This window comes from Mycolicibacterium sp. XJ870 (assembly GCF_053483975.1).
Map to the genome: position 1 here is coordinate 1,097,172 of NZ_JBEFTI010000001.1, position 17,515 is coordinate 1,114,686.

Below are 17,515 nucleotides of genomic sequence, written 5' to 3' on the forward strand. Positions count from 1 at the left end.
ATGTCGACCGCCACAGATCCATCAACGACGACCGCCACAACCGCAGGCGCACGCCAACATGCGCGCGCCCAGGCGGGAACCATCACCGACTCGATGCCGGTCATCCCCGCGTCGCGGTGGCCGGCGCCGCCCGACGGTGTGGCGGCGGACAAGCTGACCTGGGCCGAAACGGTTCCGGGCGGCCGCTACACCAGCAAGGTGCTGGCCCGCGGCACTCGGCTGCGGTTGCGCGACGTCGCCGGCAGCGCGTGTGCACACCTGCTGCTGTGGCGCGCCGACGCCCCGTGGGAGCGGCTCAACGTCGCCGACACCGTGAAAGTACCGTGGCAGGCCTACCTTTCGAGTGGACATCCACTGCTCAGTGATCAAGGTCGGGTGCTCGCGACCATCGTGTCCGACACCTCGAGCCACCACGATGCGCTGTGCGGCACCACCACACTGTCCGGCAATACCGCGAAATATGGTGCGGGAAGCCCCGAATCGGCCAGCCCGGCCGGGCGTGAACTGCTCGCGCTGGCCGCGCTGAAGAACGGCTTGACCCGACGTGACGTAGCGCCGAGTGTGTCGTTCTTCCATGGGGTGCGGGTGGACGCCGATGGCGCGTTGTTGTCAACCGGGTCGGCCGGTGCCGACAAGGTGGTCGAACTCATCGTGCACCTGCCGCTCATCGTCGCCATCGCCAACACCGCTCACCCGCTCGATCCGGCCCCGGTGTTCGACGTCGGATCGCTGGAGGTACTGGCCTGGTCGGCACCGGAAGACCTCGCCGAGATCAGTGCACAGATCGATGCGCGCGATCCCGAATACCAACGCGCCTACCTGAATTCCGAAGACGTCTGGAGTGCCCGATGACCGAGACCCTCGTCGATGAGACAGTGGCCCCGCGGGGTCCCTGGTCGAAGATCGTGCGGGCGGGAGACGTCCTCACCATCATCGACCTGCACGGGAACCAGGCCGTCGACACCCTGTTCTACGGAGCCGACGACCACAGCGTGCGCTACAGTGCGCCGGCCACGATTGCTGCGCAGGGCAATATCTTCCTGACCACCGGATCGGTGCTGCGGGACAGTGACGGCGAACCGATGCTGACGATCGTCGAGGACGAGGTCGGCAATCATGACACCCTCGGCGGCGCCTGCTCGCAGGAATCGAACATGTTGCGCTACGGACATCACACGAAACATCAACACGCATGCGTGGAGAACTTCATCGGGGAGGGTGCACGGTGGGGCCTGACCAAGGCCGACATCGTGAGCAACATCAACTTCTTCATGAACGTGCCCGTGGACCCCGACGGCGCGCTCGGCATCGTGGACGGTCTGTCAGCACCGGGCAAGAAGCTGTCACTGCGGGCTGAAATCGACACCTTGGTGCTGGTGTCGAACTGCCCGCAGATCAACAACCCCTGCAACGGTTTCGACCCGACCGCTGTGCGGATGGTTGTGACGCGCTCATGACGGCACTGGAAATCCTCCGGCCCGGCATGGCCACCACCGTCCAGGACTGGCCGGGTCGCATCGGGTACTGGCAGATCGGGGTTCCACCGTCCGGCCCGATGGACGACGTGTCGTTCCGGCTCGCCAACATCGCGGTCGGCAACCCGGAGGGCGCGGCCGGACTGGAAGCGACCATGGGTGGGCCGGCCCTGCGTCTCGACACCGACACCTGGGTCTGCGTGACGGGTGCGCCCGTGCCGGTGACGGTCGACGGCGTGCGGGTTCCGCAGTGGGAACCGGTGCTCGTCGAAGCTGGACAGGTGCTCGACGTCGGCATGGTCGACGGTCCGGGCCTGCGGATGTACATCGCGGTCGCGGGCGGGCTCAGCGCTGACGAATACCTCGGCAGCGCATCGACATTCACCCTGGGTCGGTTCGGCGGACACGAGGGGCGAGTACTGAGTGCCGGCGACAAGCTGGAAACCGCCGACGCCGCAACAGGTCGGCGCAGGCGCATCCTGTTCGACGAGCAGCCCGCCATCGGCAAGCAATGGCACATCGCGGTGACGGTCGGACCGCATTCGGCACCGGAGTTCTTCACCCGCAATGACATCGACACCCTGCTCCACCACGACTACGAGGTCCACTTCAACTCCGACCGCACCGGTGTGCGATTGATCGGCCCGCAGCCGGAGTGGGCGCGGCCCGATGGTGGCGAGGCCGGATTGCACCCGTCGAACATCCATGACAACGCCTACTCCGTGGGTTCGCTCGACTTCACCGGTGACACCCCGATCTTGCTCGGCCCCGACGGCCCCAGCCTGGGCGGCTTCGTCTGCCCGGTCACCGTTACCTCCGCCGACCGCTGGAAGCTGGGCCAACTCGCTCCAGGTGCCACCGTGCGGTTCATTCCCGTCAAGGCCGACGCGGCGCCGCCGGCGGCGACGGTGGGCCGGGCTCGACGCGCATTCCTGCCGGCTGTGTTCTCGACAGGCGGCGACGAGGACGACGGAATCATCGCGCGGACAACATCATCGGACGGCACCACCGGCGTCACCTATCGACGCATCGGCGACGACAACGTCCTCGTCGAGTACGGGGAGATGCGGTTGGACCTCGCGTTGCGGGCCCGCGTGCACGCGTTGCACCATGCGCTGGAACAGGATCGACCCGCAGGTTTGATCGACCTCACCCCCGGGGTGCGGTCGCTACAGGTGAAGGTGGATTCTGCTCGTCTGCCGTTGTCGGTGCTAGTGCCGCTGCTGACTGAGCTCGAGGCCGCGCTGCCGGCCGCCCAGGAGCTGGTCGTGCCGAGTCGCACTGTGCGGCTGCCGTTGAGTTGGGACGATCCGGCGACCCGCGAGGCGATCGAACGCTATATGCACGGGGTGCGTTCCGACGCGCCATGGTGCCCGTGGAACATCGAGTTCATCCGACGGATGAACGGCCTCGGCTCCACGGACGACGTGCACCGAATCGTTTACGACGCCGAGTATCTGGTTCTCGGCCTCGGTGACGTGTACCTCGGCGCACCCGTGGCGACGCCACTGGATCCCCGGCACCGGTTGGTCACCACCAAGTACAACCCGGCCCGCACCTGGACCCCGGAGAACGCGGTCGGCATCGGCGGGGCGTACCTGTGTGTCTATGGCATGGAAGGCCCGGGCGGTTACCAGTTCGTCGGGCGCACAACGCAGATCTGGAACCACCGCCATCCACTCACCGCTCAGGGGTTCGACCCGCAGCATCCGTGGCTGCTGCGGTTCTTCGACCGGATTCAGTGGTATCCGGTCTCAGCCGACGAACTGTTGGACCTGCGCGCTGATATGGCCGCCGGTCGGGGTCGCGTCGAGATCGCCGACGGCACGTTTTCCCTTGCCGAGCACGAGGCCTTCCTGGCCGCCAATGCCGACGACATCGCCGCCACCCGCGCGACGATGGAGGCCGCGCGTGCTGAGGAACGTCAACGTTGGGCCGCTGCAGGAGAATTTGCGAAGAAGGAGTCGGCATGAGTGAGCTTGCAAGCGAATCATCAACCATGAGTCGGATGGCCGAGATCTACCGCAAGATCGAGCAGAGCGGGCGCACCGAGGTGTTCATCCACCTGCGCCCGCAGGCCGAGGTCGAGTCCGAGCACCGTGCAGCGTTGGCCGCGGAACGCCCGCTGGCCGGCCTTGTCCTGGCGGTCAAGGACAACACCGACGTCGCAGGTCTTCCCACGACCGCGGCGTGCCCGAGCTTCAGTTACCTTCCCGATGCCGACGCACCGGCGGTCGCCGCTCTCAAGGCCGCCGGTGCCGTCGTCATCGGGAAGACCAACCTCGACCAGTTCGCCACCGGTCTGGTCGGCACCCGTAGTCCCTATGGCGCGGTGCGGGATTCGCGCCGACCCGAATACATCTCCGGCGGATCCAGCTCGGGATCTGCGGTCGCGGTGGCGTTGGGCTTCGCCGATATCGCGATCGGCACCGACACCGCGGGATCGGGCCGCGTGCCGGCCGGTTTGCAGGGCATCGTCGGCATCAAACCCACGATCGGTGTGGTGTCCGCCGACGGTGTCGTCCCAGCCTGCGCGAGTTATGACTGCGTGACGATCTTCGCGGATGACCTGCCCACTGCTCAGGCCGCCATGGCGGTTATGAGTGCCGGTGCACCACAACGACAATGGCCGACGGACATCCCGCTCGCGGCATCGGCGGCCCCCCGTGTCGCGGTGCCCGACCAGCTGCCTGACCTCGCCCCCGACTGGCGGACGGCGTTCGCGGTGGCGATACGGCGGGCCAATGCGGCCGGAATCGAGACCGTGCCGATTGCGATGGACGCGTTCTTCGCCGCGGCGGACCTGCTGTACAACGGCGCGCTGGTCGCCGAAAGATGGGATGCGGTGGGCGAGTTCGTGATCAATGCCCGCGCGGACGCTGGATTGGACCCGACGGTGGCCGCAATCATCACCGCCGGCGCTGCCCACTCGGCGGCGGACTTGTTGCGCGATCGGCGGCGGGTCGCTGAACTGCGGCTCGAGGCATTCGAGCTACTGGCCGGGTGCGATGCACTTTTGGTGCCGACAGCTCCTGCGCACCCGAAGATCTCCGAGGTCGTGGCCGACCCGGTCTTGGTGAACACCCGGATGGGTCGGTATACCAACTTCTGCAACCTTTTCGACATGTGCGCCATCGCGATTCCGGCGGGAACGGTGGCCGATGGCGCACAGTTCGGCGTCACCTTCGTCGCGCCCGCTTTCCACGACGGTGTCATCGCCGAACTTTCAGCACGCTTCCTCGCGGAACCGGCGGGCGCTTCGTGGCCGGAAAATGCGGGAGCACCGGTGACCGAACTCGCGGTGTTCGGAGCACACCTGCGCGGCCAGCCGCTGGAGCATCAACTCACCGAACGGGGTGCGCGCTGGGCCGGGCCGATCGCCACCGCGCCGCAATACCGGTTGTTCGCACTCGACACGGTTCCGCCCAAGCCGGGATTGGTACGCGCCGAAGATGGTGCAGCGATCGTGGGGGAGCGGTGGGTGTTGTCCCTGGCAGCGCTCGGCGCGTTCCTTGCTGAACTGCCCGCGCCGATGCAGTTGGGTCAGGTGGAACTCGACGACGGCAGCTGGATCACCGGGTTCGGTTGCGACCACGCCGCTCCCGCGCAGGGGCGTGACATCACCGAGTACGGCGGTTGGTTGGCGGCACAGTCGATGGTGTGACGCTCGCGCGAGGTAGGGAGTACGCCCTTGGAACGCCGAGACTGCGCCCAGGGACAGAATCGGCACCGATTCTGTCCCTGGCTTCAATCTCGGTGTGGCCGGCGAGATTCAGGGTCGGGTCAGCTCCGCGTAGCGGGTGATGTGGTAATCGGTCGACCCGAATTCGTACTGCATCGCGGTGAGCCGCTTGAAATAGTGTCCGATCGCCAGTTCCTCGGTCATGCCCATGCCGCCGTGCAGCTGCACGGCGTTCTGGCCGACGAATCGGGCGGCCCGGCCCACTGTCGCCTTGGCTGCCGAGACGGCCTTGGCCCGCGCGGTCGGTTCCGAATCCAGGTTCAGCACCGCCAAATAGACTGCTGCGGCCGCCTGTTCGACCTCCATGTGCATGTCGACCATCCGGTGCTGCAGCGCCTGGAAGCTGCCGATCGGCTGACCGAACTGCTGGCGCTGCTTGCAGTACTCGACCGTATCGGCAAGGACTTTCCGCATACCGCCGACGGCCTCGGCGCACACCGCGGCAGCACCCTCGTCGCGGGCCAGGTCCAGCGACGGCCAAGCCTGCCCCTCTTCACCGAGCAACACCGCACCCCGCAGGCCGTCGAACGTCAGATCCGAAGCCTGACGGTCGTCGACCGTGCGGTAGTGGTGGGTCGTGAAACCTGTTGTCGCCGCAACCACCTCGACCAGAAACAGCGAGATCCCGTCGGCGTCGGCGCGTTCCCCCGCGGTGCGGGCCGTGACCAGCAGGTGCGTCGCCAGCGGCGCACTCACCGCCATGATCTTCGAACCATGCAAAACCCATTCGTCGCCGTCGCCGTCGCGCTTCGCGGTCGTGTCGACGTGGCGCCAGTTGTCCCCGGACGACGGTTCGGTGGCCGCCACCACGACGACGGCCGCGCCGGCGACGACATCTTCCAGTAGAGCCTCGGCGACCTCGCCGCCCGCACGCTCCAGCAGGCCGCCGGCAACCACGACGGTGTCCACGAAGGGTTCGACCACCAAGGCGTGGCCCAACGCTTCGGCGATCACCATCGTCTCGACCGGTCCGCCGCCGATACCGCCGGCTTCCTCGGGCAGGGTGGCGCCGAGAATGCCGAGTTCTTCGGCGAACCCGCGCCAGATCTCGGGCTGCCAGCCTTCACCCAGTTTGGCAGCGGTCCGGCTCGACTGCAGGTCATAGCGGCTCGACAGGAACTTGGTCAGCCCGTCGCGCAGCAGTTCCTGTTCCTTGGTCAGGTTGAAGTCCATCGATGGTTCCTTCTCAGAGTCCCAGGGCTGCTTTGGCGAGGATGTTTCGCTGAATCTCATTGCTGCCGGCGTAAATCGAGCCGGCTCGATCGTTGAAGTAGCGCAGGGACGCCACGGCCTGCCACGGCTCGCCGCTGACGTAACCGTCGGCCGGTGGCTCGTATTCGGCGACCGGACCGCCAGGGCAGGTCGCGTGCGGTTGATAGGCGCGGCCGCGGGGCCCGGCGGCCTCCATCGACAGCTCGGTCAGCGTCTGGCTCAACTCGGTGGCCAAGACCTTCAGCATGGACGAAGCCGTGCCGGGGTTACGTCCCTCGGCCACCGCCGCAAGCACCTGGTACTCCAGGATCTCCAACACGTCGGTGCGGATCCGCGCGTCGGCGAGCTTGCGGCTGAACGCCGGATCGTCGATCAACCGGCCGCCGCCGGGGCCCGGTTCATTGGACGCAACCGCAGCAATGTCCTGGGCGAGCACCTGCAGGGCCGGGGCGGACGCGCCGCCGCCACGCTCGAACTCCAGGAGGTACTTGGCAACGGTCCAGCCGTCGTCGATCGTGCCGATCACGTTGGACGTGGGCACTCGCACCTCGTCGAAGAAGACCTGGTTCTGCACCTCCTCGCCGGACGTCATCACCAGCGGTCTGATCTCGATTCCGGGCGAGGACATGTCGATCAAGACGAACGTGATGCCCTGTTGCTTCTTGCCCGTGCGGGAGGTCCGCACCAGGGCGAACATCCAGTTCGCTTCGCGCGCATGGGTAGTCCAGATCTTGCTGCCAGTACACACCAGATCGTCGCCGTCCTGCACGGCTGCCATGGACAGCGCGGCAAGGTCCGATCCGGCCTCGGGTTCGGAGTAACCCTGGCAGAAGAACACCTCGCCGGTCAGGATGCGGGGCAGGAAGAACTCCTTCTGAGCATCCGTCCCGAACGCGATGATCGCGTGCGCGACCATCCGAATGCCCATGGGGGACAGCGACGGGGCGCCGGCGAGGGTGGATTCCCGGCTGAAGATGTAGTGCTGGGTCAGGCTCCAATCGCAGCCGCCGTAGGAGACCGGCCAGGCCGGTGCCGCCCAGCCACGCTCATGCAGGGTCTTCTGCCAGGCCAGGCTGGCGTCGTGGTCGGCGTAGACGCTTGTCATCAGCCGCCCGGCCCGTCGTAGTTCGGGCGTCAGCTTCTGCGCGAGAAAGTCGCGTACCTCATCGCGGAACTCCTGGTCGGTTTTCGACCACTTCAGGTCCATGGCTGCCCCTGTCTGCCGGTATCGCCATCACAGAGTAAACCTAGTTAGTCAAGTGGCGTACGCCACCCCGGGCAAGTCCACTCCGCGATGTTGCTCGCCAGTGGTGCGAGGCAGGGCGATAATCGAACGCGTGGAGCGGCGACATGACAACAAGGCGGCGCAATCTCCGATGACGCTGTTGGAGCAGTTGCCTGCCCTAGTGGTGTTGGAGCGGTTTCCGGTTCCGGTGCTGGCGATCGCCGAAGATGGGCAAATCCTCTTCGCCAACACTGCATTCGCCGAGATGGTCGGCCACGACACCGAGACGGTGAAGGCGTTGAAATTTGCTGACATCTTCTATTCGGTACCCGCCGACGAGTCCGCGGTATCGGTGGTGCGGGCGCATGCCGACCTCGTCGTCGGCCTCGCGCATCGGGACGGCTCGACCGTCCGGGCCAGGATGAGCAAGTCGGCGCTGCTGCGGGGCGACGATCCGGTGGCGCTTGCGACGTTCCAGGACCTCACCGAACGGTTGTGGGCGGAAGAACTGTAGGCAGTATCTGCTAGTCGGCTGCGGGGGATCGGCGCAACGATTCCCGTGCCAGGAACTCGCGGAAGTAATCCAATGACTCGCCGTTGACAACGGCGGGCAGCAGCAGCTCCCACATCCTCGCCAGCAATTGACGCAGATCGGTGCCACCGGCGCGCGACAGCGCTTCGGCGCCGAGCATGGACCCGAGGATCACCTCTGCGGCTGACTTGACATCCACGTCTTCACGGAGGTCGCCCTCGGCGGCGGCCTGGCCAACCTGTTCGGTGAGTTCGTCCTGCCAGCTCCGATAGACGTTTCCAGCGACATCGTTGATCCCGGTGAATGTCCGAAGCAGCTGCATTCCAATTTCGGCGACTTTGTCGGCGTGCGTGAAATCGGACACCACGAACAGTCCGTGAATGAGGTTCTCCAGAGCGGGCGACGCCGACTCGGTGATCGTGCGGAAGGTGGCCAGCAGGCTGGCACCTGTCTCGTCGATGATCGCCTCGGCGATCGACTGCTTGGAGTCGAAGTGGTAGTAAAGCGCGCCTTTCGTCATCTCGGCACGGTCGATGATGTCGCCCAACCCGGTCGCCGGATAGCCGACCTCACTGAACAGGTCGACGGCGGCCGTGATGATCTTTCGTCTGGTGACCGCGGAGCGGGCTTGGCGTGGCATAGCGGGCGTGGGCTCGTCAGGCTGACCCGGTGCGCGGGCTCGCGTCTAACGCGGACTCGGCGGGGCGCAGCGGGGTGGCCTTCTTGATCGCCAACGCCGTGCGGCGGCGGATGAACTGGGTGAGATAGCCGAGCCGGTCGGGGTTGGCGAATCCCGGCAGTACGATTTTCCAGCTGCGTTCCAGGTCGGTGAGTAAACGCTGGGGGTCATCGAGGTCGCTGGTCTGGCGAATGCCCAGGTACATCGACACCAGCAGTCTGGCAACCGGCTCCGGGTCGCAGTCGCCGGCGAAGTCGCCCTCGGCCAGCGCGCGCCCGCCGATGTCGGCATAGCCGAGTACCCATTCATCCAGCATGCGCTGTCCCAGGCCGTCGGTCCGGCCGATGGATTCGATGAGGTTGAGGCCTGCGCGGGCCATGGTCTCGCCGATGTCTTCAGCAGCCACCAGGTATGAGATGTCGATCAGTGTCTCCAGGCCGCAAAGATTGCGGGCCAGGACTTCCTTGAGAGTGATGCGGGCCTGTTGGGCACGGTGGTCGACGATCGAGGACGCCAGCGCGTGCTTGGACCGGAAGTGGAAGTACAGCGCACCCTTGGTGACCGCTGCGTCGGCCAGGATGTCGTCGAGGCTTACCAGGCTGTACGGCTTGTGGGCGAACTGCAGCGATGCGGCTCGGAGGATCTGCAGCCGGGTGAGATCTGCGCGCCGGTCGAGTTGCTCAGGCACCACGGAACCTCGGCATCTTCTGGCTGTGTCGCCGGACGGAAACGGGTTCGAGTTTTTCACGGGCACGGCAATTCTCACATCCGGGTCTTTCTGACACAGGTTCGCCACTGTCGCTCTGGGATACTCGAAGTCTTCACTGTACGTGCAGAACATTCTAAAGGTATGTATGGTGCGTAACGTGATAACTCTCGGTTCGTTGCGCTCCGGCCGTGCAGCATTTGCGCACGTCGCCGCCGCAAGCGCAGCGACCGACCGCGCGCCATCGCCTTCCGCGGTCCCGCAGAGCTATCCTGGAAGCGTTGCCATGGCCTGCACCGGCAATCCCCCTCGAATCCCGGTGCGGGCTGTGGCAACTTCAAGTGCGCGATATTGGAGCACGTCACAGCAGACAGACAGTGCACGGCTGGCCATACCAACCCTGAGGTACCGCTAGATGATGTGGGACGACGAAGTCGACGTCATTTGCTGTGGAGCCGGCTTCGGTGCGTTGGCCGGTGCCATCGCCGCCGATGACGCTGGGCTTGACGTTTTCGTTGCTCGGGACAGCGGCCCTGCGCCAGCCGGCCCTGCCGCGGCGCGGATGGGTCCCGGTATCGAGGATCTCCAGACCCGCGACTATTTCGACGCGCTGTCGGCCGACCTGGGACCGCTGAGCCCCGACACGCATGACGCGGGCATGCCGATACGCGTGTTGGGCGAATCCACCCCGGCCAAGCGTGGCGTTCCCATCGAGACCTTCTACGGAGCCCGGCTCCGGGACTGGACGGCGGGGTGCCTCGCATCGCCCTACGGCATGCTCTACACCCGGCTGGCGGATCGCGGAGCCACCCCGATGAAGACCTGCAGTGGGGAAGAGATCGAGGTCAACGTCCTCGGTGAGTTGGAGCCCGAGAACGGGGTCAGCGCCGCCTCGGCGGTCAACGAGTGGCTGGCGGCCCAGATCCGGGAACGCGACATTCACATCTCGGCCGGCAGCACGTTGGAGCGCATCGTTTTCGAGGAGGGGCAGGTCGTCGGTGCGGTGATCACCACTGCCGAAGGTCCATTCGCGTTGCGGGCCCGCCATGGTGTGGCCGTGTCCACCGGCAACCAGGATGCCGTTCCGGACGCGGCGGGTCATCGGTTCGCGGAGCAGGGACAGCCGCTGCAGGTATGCCTCGTCGGACACAGTGCGAGCAGGTTCGTCCGGGTCGAGTTGGTGGCGATCGAAGGCAAACCAGAATCTCGATCGCAGTACTGCCAGTCCAACCGCGTGCGCGAGGGGCTGCGCGAGTCGAGCCGCTCACATTCGCGGCGCAGCTGAGAAGTGCACCGGCACCCGCCCCTTGGCCAGTAGCGTCTGCATCTCGCTGCCCAGGATGGGCTTGGACAGCAGGAAGCCCTGCGCGCGATAACACCCATGCCGCAACAGGGTGAGCGCGGCGCGTTCGGTCTCCACTCCTTCGGCCACCAGCTGTAGACCGAACGCCCCCGCCAGGGCTATCACTGCCCGCACGATCGGTAGGTCGCCGGGATCCGAGCCGAGTTCGGCGACAAAGCTCCGGTCGATCTTGAGGGTGTCGACCGGCAGTGACTTCAGCAACGACAGCGCGCTGTAGCCGGTGCCGAAATCATCGATGGCGACTTGCACGCCGACGTTGTGCAGACCGGTGAGGGTTATGCGGGTGGTCTCGATGTCTTGCACGACAACGCTTTCGGTGATCTCCAGACAGACCGACCCGCGGGGCAGTCCGAACTCGGCCATGATGCCGGCCACCGACTCGACGAACCCATCGGTCACCAGCTGGACCGGAGAGACGTTGATCCGCAGCACGATGTTGCGCCCGACGCCGTTGGATCGCCACCGGGAGAACTCGGCACACGCGGTCCGCAGCACCCAGCGCCCCAATTCGCCGGCCAGGTTGATGGACTCGGCCACCCCGATGAACGAATCGGGCGCCAGTAGACCGCGAGTCGGATGCTGCCAGCGGACCAGGGCCTCGGCGGCGAGGACCTCGCCGGTGCGCATGTCGATCTCGGGTAGATAATGCAGGACGAGCGCGCCACTCTCGATCACACTCTGCAGGTGGAGTTCGATGTCGTTGCGGAAATCGATGTCCATCGCCATCGTGTCGGAGAACACCGCGACCTTGTTGCCGCCGGAGCTCTTGGCGGTCAGGACCGCGTGGTCGGCGCGGTTGAGCAGATCCGAGGTGGAGTCTTTACCCGGAATCCCTTCCGCCAGGCCGATACTGACCGTGCGGGTGAGCATCTCGCCATCGACGGTGACCCGTTCGCGCAGCACCGACTGCAACCGGTAGGCCAGTGCGGTGGCCGCCTCGGTGGACATCGGTGACGCGGGGACGACGACGAACTCGTCACCGCCCAGTCGGGCGATCAGCTTTGGTGCCGCGTCGCCGCGCTGTAGCCGCTGTGCCAGGATGCTGATGAAGGCGTCTCCCGCGGTATGGCCCAGGTAGTCGTTGATCGCCTTCAACCGGTCAAGGTCGAAGAACAACACCGACACCGGACCCGGCTGTCCGGGAGCCAGCCGCGACTCCAGGTGGGCCATCAACGCCCGGCGGTTGTGCAGCCCGGTGAGATGGTCGTGGTCCGCCAGGTAACGGAGCTGCTCCTCGGCTTCGATGCGGGCCTGCACTTGGGCGAACAGCGAGGCAATTGCCTTGAGCGCGTTGAGTTCCGCGGGAAGCCATTCGCGGTCGCCGAACTTGACGAAGCCGAGCACGCCGGTGGTGACGTCGCCCGACAGTAACGGGACACACGCCATCGACGTGCTGGGGATGTGCCGCCCGGCCTCGATGGTGCGTTGGTAGTCGTCGGTGGCCGGTTCGGGCCGGAACACCGCAGGTTCCTTGAGATGTTCGGCCATCGCGAAAACCGGGTCGGCGTCGGCGAAGTGGACGACGGCGATCGGATCGGTCGGGGAGTCCAGCGGTCGAGGCGGCCACTCGGCGACCAGCCTCGTGGCGTGGGCACGGTGGTCGTTGTGCCGCAGAAAGCTCACGTCGACGTCGAAGAAGGAAACCAGGTCGGCCAGGACCCGCTGACTGACGGTCACCGACGTCGCGGCGTCGACGGCCATGAGTTGCGTGGCGACGGACGTTACGAGCAGTTCGAGGCTGCCTGGCACCACACGCCTCCCGTCTATTCTCACCCGTACTGCGACGCCTGGCCCGGCAGGTGGGCCCTGCGCCGACTACGTTCGGATGGACGCGGTGCGAAGGACAACCTGAGCACCAACGCCTGTGACTCATCACGCTCGGTCGCGGTCAACCTGCGGAAAGAATACTGCAGGTCGGAAAGCGCGTCGGCATGCCCGAAGGAGAGTTCTGCGCGGTCCGAGTCGTCATGCGCGTAGAGGAACACCGGCGACACAGGTTGAACGGCGAGGCCGTGCTGCTGCGCGGCCACCCAAACCGCCTCGGTCGCGGACCCTCCCTGCGCGTAGTCGGTCAGCCTTCGGCCACGCACCGAAATGACCGCGAGCGCCGAACTCGACGTCACCCGCTCGTAGGTGTCGTCGCCGAGCGCTGCCCCGGCATTCCAGTCCGATAGCTTGGCCATCACATCAGGACGGCGCAGGATGTCCAGCAGCACCAGGTCGGCCGGATCCAGGCCGAGTGTCGTCACGTCGATACCGGAGTCCTGATCCGGATCACCGGGCCAGCGGAGTTCGGAAATCATCTCCCGGTGCAGGATCGGCGTGAGATAGCGGAGGCGGTCGGTCTTGGCGAGAATCTGTGCCGCGGTTTCGATCTCCGCGTCGGTGTCGAGGATCGCCAGCCGGGCGCCCTCCCGAAGCGCCGCGGCCCGCAGCGTCTCCAGCACCTCTGCCTCTATCGGAGCCGAGGTTCCGCGGAGTCGATTGGTCTCGCGTTGCAGCATCGGCTCATACAGCGTCGCCAATTCGGGTGCCGCGCCGGGGGACAACTGCATCGTCCCGTACAGGGGTGTCCCTTCATCGCCGCGCGACCACTGGATCTGCCCGGTCAGCCCGTGCGCGGCCGCGGCGACCCGGGCGTTGAACGCCGCCGCACCCAACGCCACCGCGCTGCCGCGGTAACCCACGTCCATGGTGGTGGAGTACTTCGTTGCCAGGCGCAGGTTCACCCGGTTGTCGGTCGACTCGATGTGCCACGGTTGGACGTTGCCTCCGGACGGCGCGCGTGCGGCGGCCATCGCGATGATCTCCGCCACGCCCGTCGGCTCGGGCAACTGCGGCTCGTCGCCGGACCGGGCCGGCTCTTTGGGCGCGCTGAGCGGGTCGCCGATACGGTCGAGCGAGTCGGCGATGTCAACGCGTACCCGGCCGGACCGCATGGGCTCACCCAGCCCGATGCGCCGGACGGCGTCCGCGACGACGGTGGCACCGAGCACGACTTCCGCCGCCAGCTGTGGCCAGGTGGTCAGCGTCCTACCGACCTCTACCAATGATGCGGCCATCCTCGCGGACAACTGCGGTGCGTCGAGTAACCGAAGCACGTGCGGCACCTTGTCCTTACTGGTCAGTCCGGCCAGCTGGGCGGTCTCGATATCGCCCAGCAGCCCGTGCAATATCGGGCGCGCGGGTTCCAGGTCGAAGCGCTCCACGTCGAGCAGTCCGCGGTCGGCGGTGGCCATCAGTACCGGCAGGCGCCGAGCCCGTGCTGACTCGCGGACAAGGACTTTCGCATCCAGGGAGTCGCATTCCTCGACCACGATGTCCAGATTGCGGAGGAACTCGTCGATCGAGTCCGGCTGCGCGCCGCCGAGGTCGACCCGGACCGGAAGATAGGGGTCGATCTCGGCGATTCGGCGGGCGGTCACCACGGCCTTGTTGACGCCGAGATCGAACACCGTGCCAGGCACCCTGTTCAGGTTGGGCAACTCCAGCTCATCGAAGTCGGTGAGTCGCAACTCGCCGCAAAGGCCTTCTGCGGCAAGGTTGTATGCGATGGCGTGGCCCACGCTCAACCCGATGACCCCGACCCGCACCTTCGATAAGCGCCGCTGTTCCTCAGCGCTGATGAGGTTGCGGTTGCGGTCCAGGCGCAGCCGGTGAAACGCCCGGGGGCCGACGATGTGCACAACGCAGCGGCGCCACGGGTAGTACACCCACCGGGTCGGCTCATCGAGGATGTCGGCTTCCGCCGCAGGCACGAGGTCGGCCAACGCGTCCTGTTGCTTATGGCAGTCGTCGATCACGCTGACTCGCGGATCCGCACGCAGCTTCTCCAGAGTGCCGCGCCCCGTTGCGCTGGTGGCGTCGATGACGACGGCATTGCACTGCGCTGTGCCATCGATGTCGTTGAAGTCGTCGATCATTGCCCCGCCGCGGTAGAGGTGTCGTCGTCGTGGCCGTCGGCTGCCGCCAATTGCGGAGCGATTCGCGACGCTTCGGCAAAGTACCTTGAAAGTTGTCTCGGATCAGCGTGTGTGGCGAAGGTCCGACGGTCCCACCACATCATCTTGGTCTGGTACCTCTGGTCGGGATACGGGGTCGCCGGGATTTTGGCGGCCAGCACGCCGCCCGACGACAGCCACCGTTTGAGCACATAAGCTGCCGCGGTCGCCACTGCGAACTGAATGTTGAGCAGCGTCATGGAATGCAGCGGCATACGGGCCAGTGTGTCGGTGAGGGCTCGGCTCTGGTCCGGGTCGTCGCACACCCACGCGGTCTTCATCTCGACGACTCCGAACGGCAGGCGGTCGGCGACCATTTTGCGCACCGCGTCCAACCCCGGCTGTCCACTCCATTCGACGACGGCATGGCAATCGTCGCTGCGCCGGTAGGGTCCCTTGGCCCGTAGACCGCCGACGACGCGTCCGGCATCGTTGACTCCCACGCAGAACAATGCGGTATCGGTACCTGGGTACAGCGACTCCATGTCGAGGGCGCGCTCAACCCCGTGCTTGCGGTAATTGAGTTCCGCGCCGCGAACGTACTCATCCCATAGTTCGTGTTCGGCGGCCGGCTCCGCCACCACGATTGTGCATTCGCTTCCCGGATCCAACCAGCTGTGGCTTTTCGTCAGGGTGATGGGGGAGAGGCCTGCGACATCGTGTTGAGCAGCGGTCATGTGGGGTTCCATTTCGTCAGTCAGCCGCATTCCCGACCCGATGCGGATGATTTTCGGTACGTAGCACGGTTGCGCCAATACGCGAATCTGAGTATCTCGCCGCACTGCGCGGTAATTCCAGCGAGCAGACAAATCTTGTCCGGCGGCGTGTTGAATGGCGTCGCGCCGGAAGGAAAATCCGCACCGGGGTCTGCAAATATGGCAAATTAGCGCGCCTGAATAAAGGGTGCATAACCTCCTAATGGGTGAGTATGGCAAATATTTCAACTTTCACACCGGTTGGCCTATCGTCTTCAACGTCAATTTTGGTCGGCTTTGCTGTCCGGTCACCAGCCAGCTCTGTCGGCGTCTGAACGAACAATGAACGCGCAGGTTTCCGCTGCCTGACCAGTCGCCGGGTGAGAATCTGATGGTGATGACGCAGGAGTACCCGAAAGCAAACGCCCTACCGCTGCGCGACGTGGGTCGGTTACTGCTGCGCTGCGCGGACCGCCCGGGACTGGTGGCGGCTATCAGCAGTTTCCTCACCGGGGCCGGCGCGAACATCGTGTCGCTCGACCAGCATTCCACCGAGCAGTCCGGCGGCACATTCATTCAACGCACGATCTTCCATCTGCCCGGACTCACTGCGGTGCGCGACAACCTGGAGCGCGACTTTTCCGAACAGGTGGCGGGGCCGTTCGAGATGGATTTCCGGTTGACCGAGGCCTCCAAACCCAAACGTGTCGCGCTGATGGCATCGCTCGAGGATCACTGTCTGCTGGATCTGCTGTGGCGTAACAGGCGCGGAGAGCTGGACATGTCGGTGGTAATGGTGATTTCGAATCATCCCGACCTCGCCGATCGGGTGCGGGCATTCGGCGTCCCGTTCTTGTACGTTCCGGCTGCCAAAGAGAACCGCGCTGAGGCCGAGCAACGACTGCTCGAGCTGTTGCGCGGCAACGTCGACCTCGTGGTGCTGGCCCGTTACATGCAGATCCTCACCCCGGAGTTTCTCGACGCTGTGGGATGCCCGTTGATCAACATCCATCATTCGTTCCTGCCGGCGTTCATCGGGGCGGCACCGTATCGCAGGGCGAAGGAGCGTGGCGTCAAACTCGTCGGCGCGACAGCACATTACGTAACCGGCGAACTCGACGAGGGGCCGATCATCGAGCAGGACGTGGTCCGGGTGGACCACCGGCACACCATCGATGATCTGAGGCGCCTCGGTGCCGATGTGGAACGGCTGGTGTTGTCGCGTGCGGTGCTGTGGCACTGTGAGGACCGCGTAATCCGGTTCGGGAACCAGACCGTGGTCTTCTGACCACGGTTCGAGAGGAGTGACGGTGAAAGTCTTCAATGGTCTGGACGAGTTGGCCGCTGCGACAGGCAGCGAGCTGGGGCCGACCGACTGGATGGAGATCTCCCAGGAGCGGGTGAACCTGTTCGCCGATGCCACCGACGACCATCAGTGGATTCACGTCGACCCCGACAAGGCGGCCGGCGGACCGTTCGGCGGGACCATCGCACACGGACTGCTCACCTTGTCGCTGTTGCCGCATTTCACCCATCAGCTGTATCGCGTCGACAACATCACGATGGCGATCAACTACGGATACAACAAGGTTCGGTTCATCACGCCGGTGCGGGTGGGCGCGAAGGTGCGGGCCCGTGCGCAGATCGCCGACGTCGCCAAGCTCGACGGCGCGGTGCAGGCGACGATGACGGTGACGGTCGAGATCGACGGATCCGACAAGCCTGCCGCCGTCGCCGAGTCGATCATTCGTTTCATCGGCTGACCTTTCTCCCGCGATCAGACACAGAATCGCACTAGGACCCATGTTTTGGTGCGATTCTGCGTCTGCTCGCGGAGTTACTGACAGTTGTCAGAAATCATTGACCTTCGTCAAACCGCGCTGCT

The 17,515-nt window shown here is 65.5% G+C and carries 15 protein-coding genes; 8 read left to right on the forward strand and 7 right to left on the reverse strand.

From position 1 onward, the window contains the following. Genes ABQF30_RS05550 through atzF form a run of 4 tightly spaced genes read left to right on the forward strand, consistent with a single transcriptional unit; the run spans position 1 to position 5,139 of the window. Positions 1 to 852: an urea amidolyase associated protein UAAP1 gene (locus tag ABQF30_RS05550; protein WP_448461765.1), complete on the forward strand. Its 852-nt coding sequence runs from the start codon at positions 1 to 3 to the stop codon at positions 850 to 852. Continuing rightward, the gene (locus ABQF30_RS05555) at positions 849 to 1,457 is read left to right on the forward strand and encodes an urea amidolyase associated protein UAAP2 (RefSeq protein ID WP_448461767.1); all 609 of its coding nucleotides are present in this window, start codon (positions 849 to 851) and stop codon (positions 1,455 to 1,457) included. The genes ABQF30_RS05550 and ABQF30_RS05555 overlap by 4 nt, the downstream gene beginning before the upstream one ends. Continuing rightward, positions 1,454 to 3,448 (forward strand): 5-oxoprolinase/urea amidolyase family protein, encoded by a 1,995-nt coding sequence (locus ABQF30_RS05560; RefSeq protein ID WP_448461769.1) that lies wholly within the window; start codon positions 1,454 to 1,456, stop codon positions 3,446 to 3,448. Before ABQF30_RS05555 ends, ABQF30_RS05560 begins: the two co-directional genes overlap by 4 nt. Beyond that, positions 3,445 to 5,139: an allophanate hydrolase gene (gene atzF / locus ABQF30_RS05565; protein WP_448461771.1), complete on the forward strand. Its 1,695-nt coding sequence runs from the start codon at positions 3,445 to 3,447 to the stop codon at positions 5,137 to 5,139. Before ABQF30_RS05560 ends, atzF begins: the two co-directional genes overlap by 4 nt. A gap of 108 nt (positions 5,140 to 5,247) precedes the next feature. Here atzF and ABQF30_RS05570 read toward each other — a convergent pair whose 3' ends face one another. Then, positions 5,248 to 6,390, reverse strand: coding sequence for an acyl-CoA dehydrogenase family protein (locus tag ABQF30_RS05570; RefSeq protein ID WP_448461773.1), 1,143 nt, complete (start codon positions 6,388 to 6,390; stop codon positions 5,248 to 5,250). A 13-nt stretch (positions 6,391 to 6,403) separates the two neighbouring features. Further along, complete coding sequence (locus ABQF30_RS05575) at positions 6,404 to 7,636, reverse strand: acyl-CoA dehydrogenase family protein (RefSeq protein WP_448461775.1); 1,233 nt, start codon at positions 7,634 to 7,636, stop codon at positions 6,404 to 6,406. Positions 7,637 to 7,805: 169 nt separating this feature from the next. Between ABQF30_RS05575 and ABQF30_RS05580 the strand changes: the two genes are divergently transcribed. Further along, the gene (locus ABQF30_RS05580) at positions 7,806 to 8,168 is read left to right on the forward strand and encodes a PAS domain S-box protein (protein WP_448463482.1); all 363 of its coding nucleotides are present in this window, start codon (positions 7,806 to 7,808) and stop codon (positions 8,166 to 8,168) included. Positions 8,169 to 8,178: 10 nt separating this feature from the next. On the opposite strand, the gene ABQF30_RS05585 is transcribed toward ABQF30_RS05580, so the two are convergent. After that, positions 8,179 to 8,826 (reverse strand): TetR family transcriptional regulator, encoded by a 648-nt coding sequence (locus ABQF30_RS05585; protein ID WP_448461777.1) that lies wholly within the window; start codon positions 8,824 to 8,826, stop codon positions 8,179 to 8,181. A gap of 16 nt (positions 8,827 to 8,842) precedes the next feature. Further along, entirely contained in the window at positions 8,843 to 9,553 is a 711-nt protein-coding gene (locus tag ABQF30_RS05590; protein ID WP_448461779.1) for a TetR family transcriptional regulator, read from the reverse strand. Between the two features lie 433 nt (positions 9,554 to 9,986). Here ABQF30_RS05590 and ABQF30_RS05595 point away from each other — a divergent pair, with 433 nt between their 5' ends. After that, positions 9,987 to 10,856: an FAD-binding protein gene (locus tag ABQF30_RS05595; RefSeq protein WP_448461781.1), complete on the forward strand. Its 870-nt coding sequence runs from the start codon at positions 9,987 to 9,989 to the stop codon at positions 10,854 to 10,856. Here ABQF30_RS05595 and ABQF30_RS05600 read toward each other — a convergent pair. The 3 genes from ABQF30_RS05600 to ABQF30_RS05610 all read right to left on the reverse strand — a co-directional run bounded on the left by ABQF30_RS05600 (position 10,836) and on the right by ABQF30_RS05610 (position 15,612). Continuing rightward, positions 10,836 to 12,635: a putative bifunctional diguanylate cyclase/phosphodiesterase gene (locus ABQF30_RS05600; protein WP_448463484.1), complete on the reverse strand. Its 1,800-nt coding sequence runs from the start codon at positions 12,633 to 12,635 to the stop codon at positions 10,836 to 10,838. The two genes, ABQF30_RS05595 and ABQF30_RS05600, sit on opposite strands and share 21 nt — an antisense overlap. A 68-nt stretch (positions 12,636 to 12,703) precedes the next feature. Then, positions 12,704 to 14,857 carry an Rv1355c family protein gene (locus ABQF30_RS05605; RefSeq protein ID WP_448461783.1) on the reverse strand — a complete coding sequence of 718 codons (2,154 nt, stop codon included), beginning with the start codon at positions 14,855 to 14,857 and terminating at the stop codon, positions 12,704 to 12,706. Then, on the reverse strand, positions 14,854 to 15,612 hold the full coding sequence (locus tag ABQF30_RS05610; protein WP_448461784.1) for a hypothetical protein: 759 nt from the start codon (positions 15,610 to 15,612) through the stop codon (positions 14,854 to 14,856). The genes ABQF30_RS05605 and ABQF30_RS05610 overlap by 4 nt, the downstream gene beginning before the upstream one ends. A 415-nt stretch (positions 15,613 to 16,027) precedes the next feature. On the opposite strand from ABQF30_RS05610, the gene purU reads away from it, so the two are divergent. Both purU and ABQF30_RS05620 read left to right on the forward strand, forming a co-directional pair. Beyond that, a complete protein-coding gene (gene purU, locus ABQF30_RS05615) occupies positions 16,028 to 16,918 on the forward strand; it encodes a formyltetrahydrofolate deformylase (protein WP_448463486.1) in 891 nt (296 codons plus the stop codon). A gap of 22 nt (positions 16,919 to 16,940) precedes the next feature. Next, complete coding sequence (locus tag ABQF30_RS05620) at positions 16,941 to 17,393, forward strand: MaoC family dehydratase (protein ID WP_448461786.1); 453 nt, start codon at positions 16,941 to 16,943, stop codon at positions 17,391 to 17,393. Positions 17,394 to 17,515 lie beyond the last annotated feature (122 nt).

Excerpts from the sequence above, each read along its gene's own strand:
- ABQF30_RS05550 (WP_448461765.1), top strand. The coding sequence starts at position 1 with ATGTCGACCGCCACAGATCCATCAACGACGACCGCCACAACCGCAGGC.
- ABQF30_RS05555 (WP_448461767.1), top strand. The coding sequence starts at position 849 with ATGACCGAGACCCTCGTCGATGAGACAGTGGCCCCGCGGGGTCCCTGG.
- ABQF30_RS05560 (WP_448461769.1), top strand. The coding sequence starts at position 1,454 with ATGACGGCACTGGAAATCCTCCGGCCCGGCATGGCCACCACCGTCCAG.
- atzF (WP_448461771.1), top strand. The coding sequence starts at position 3,445 with ATGAGTGAGCTTGCAAGCGAATCATCAACCATGAGTCGGATGGCCGAG.
- ABQF30_RS05570 (WP_448461773.1), bottom strand. The coding sequence starts at position 6,390 with ATGGACTTCAACCTGACCAAGGAACAGGAACTGCTGCGCGACGGGCTG.
- ABQF30_RS05575 (WP_448461775.1), bottom strand. The coding sequence starts at position 7,636 with ATGGACCTGAAGTGGTCGAAAACCGACCAGGAGTTCCGCGATGAGGTA.
- ABQF30_RS05580 (WP_448463482.1), top strand. The coding sequence starts at position 7,806 with ATGACGCTGTTGGAGCAGTTGCCTGCCCTAGTGGTGTTGGAGCGGTTT.
- ABQF30_RS05585 (WP_448461777.1), bottom strand. The coding sequence starts at position 8,826 with ATGCCACGCCAAGCCCGCTCCGCGGTCACCAGACGAAAGATCATCACG.
- ABQF30_RS05595 (WP_448461781.1), top strand. The coding sequence starts at position 9,987 with ATGATGTGGGACGACGAAGTCGACGTCATTTGCTGTGGAGCCGGCTTC.
- ABQF30_RS05600 (WP_448463484.1), bottom strand. The coding sequence starts at position 12,635 with ATGGCCGTCGACGCCGCGACGTCGGTGACCGTCAGTCAGCGGGTCCTG.
- ABQF30_RS05605 (WP_448461783.1), bottom strand. The coding sequence starts at position 14,857 with ATGATCGACGACTTCAACGACATCGATGGCACAGCGCAGTGCAATGCC.
- ABQF30_RS05610 (WP_448461784.1), bottom strand. The coding sequence starts at position 15,612 with ATGACCGCTGCTCAACACGATGTCGCAGGCCTCTCCCCCATCACCCTG.
- purU (WP_448463486.1), top strand. The coding sequence starts at position 16,028 with ATGACGCAGGAGTACCCGAAAGCAAACGCCCTACCGCTGCGCGACGTG.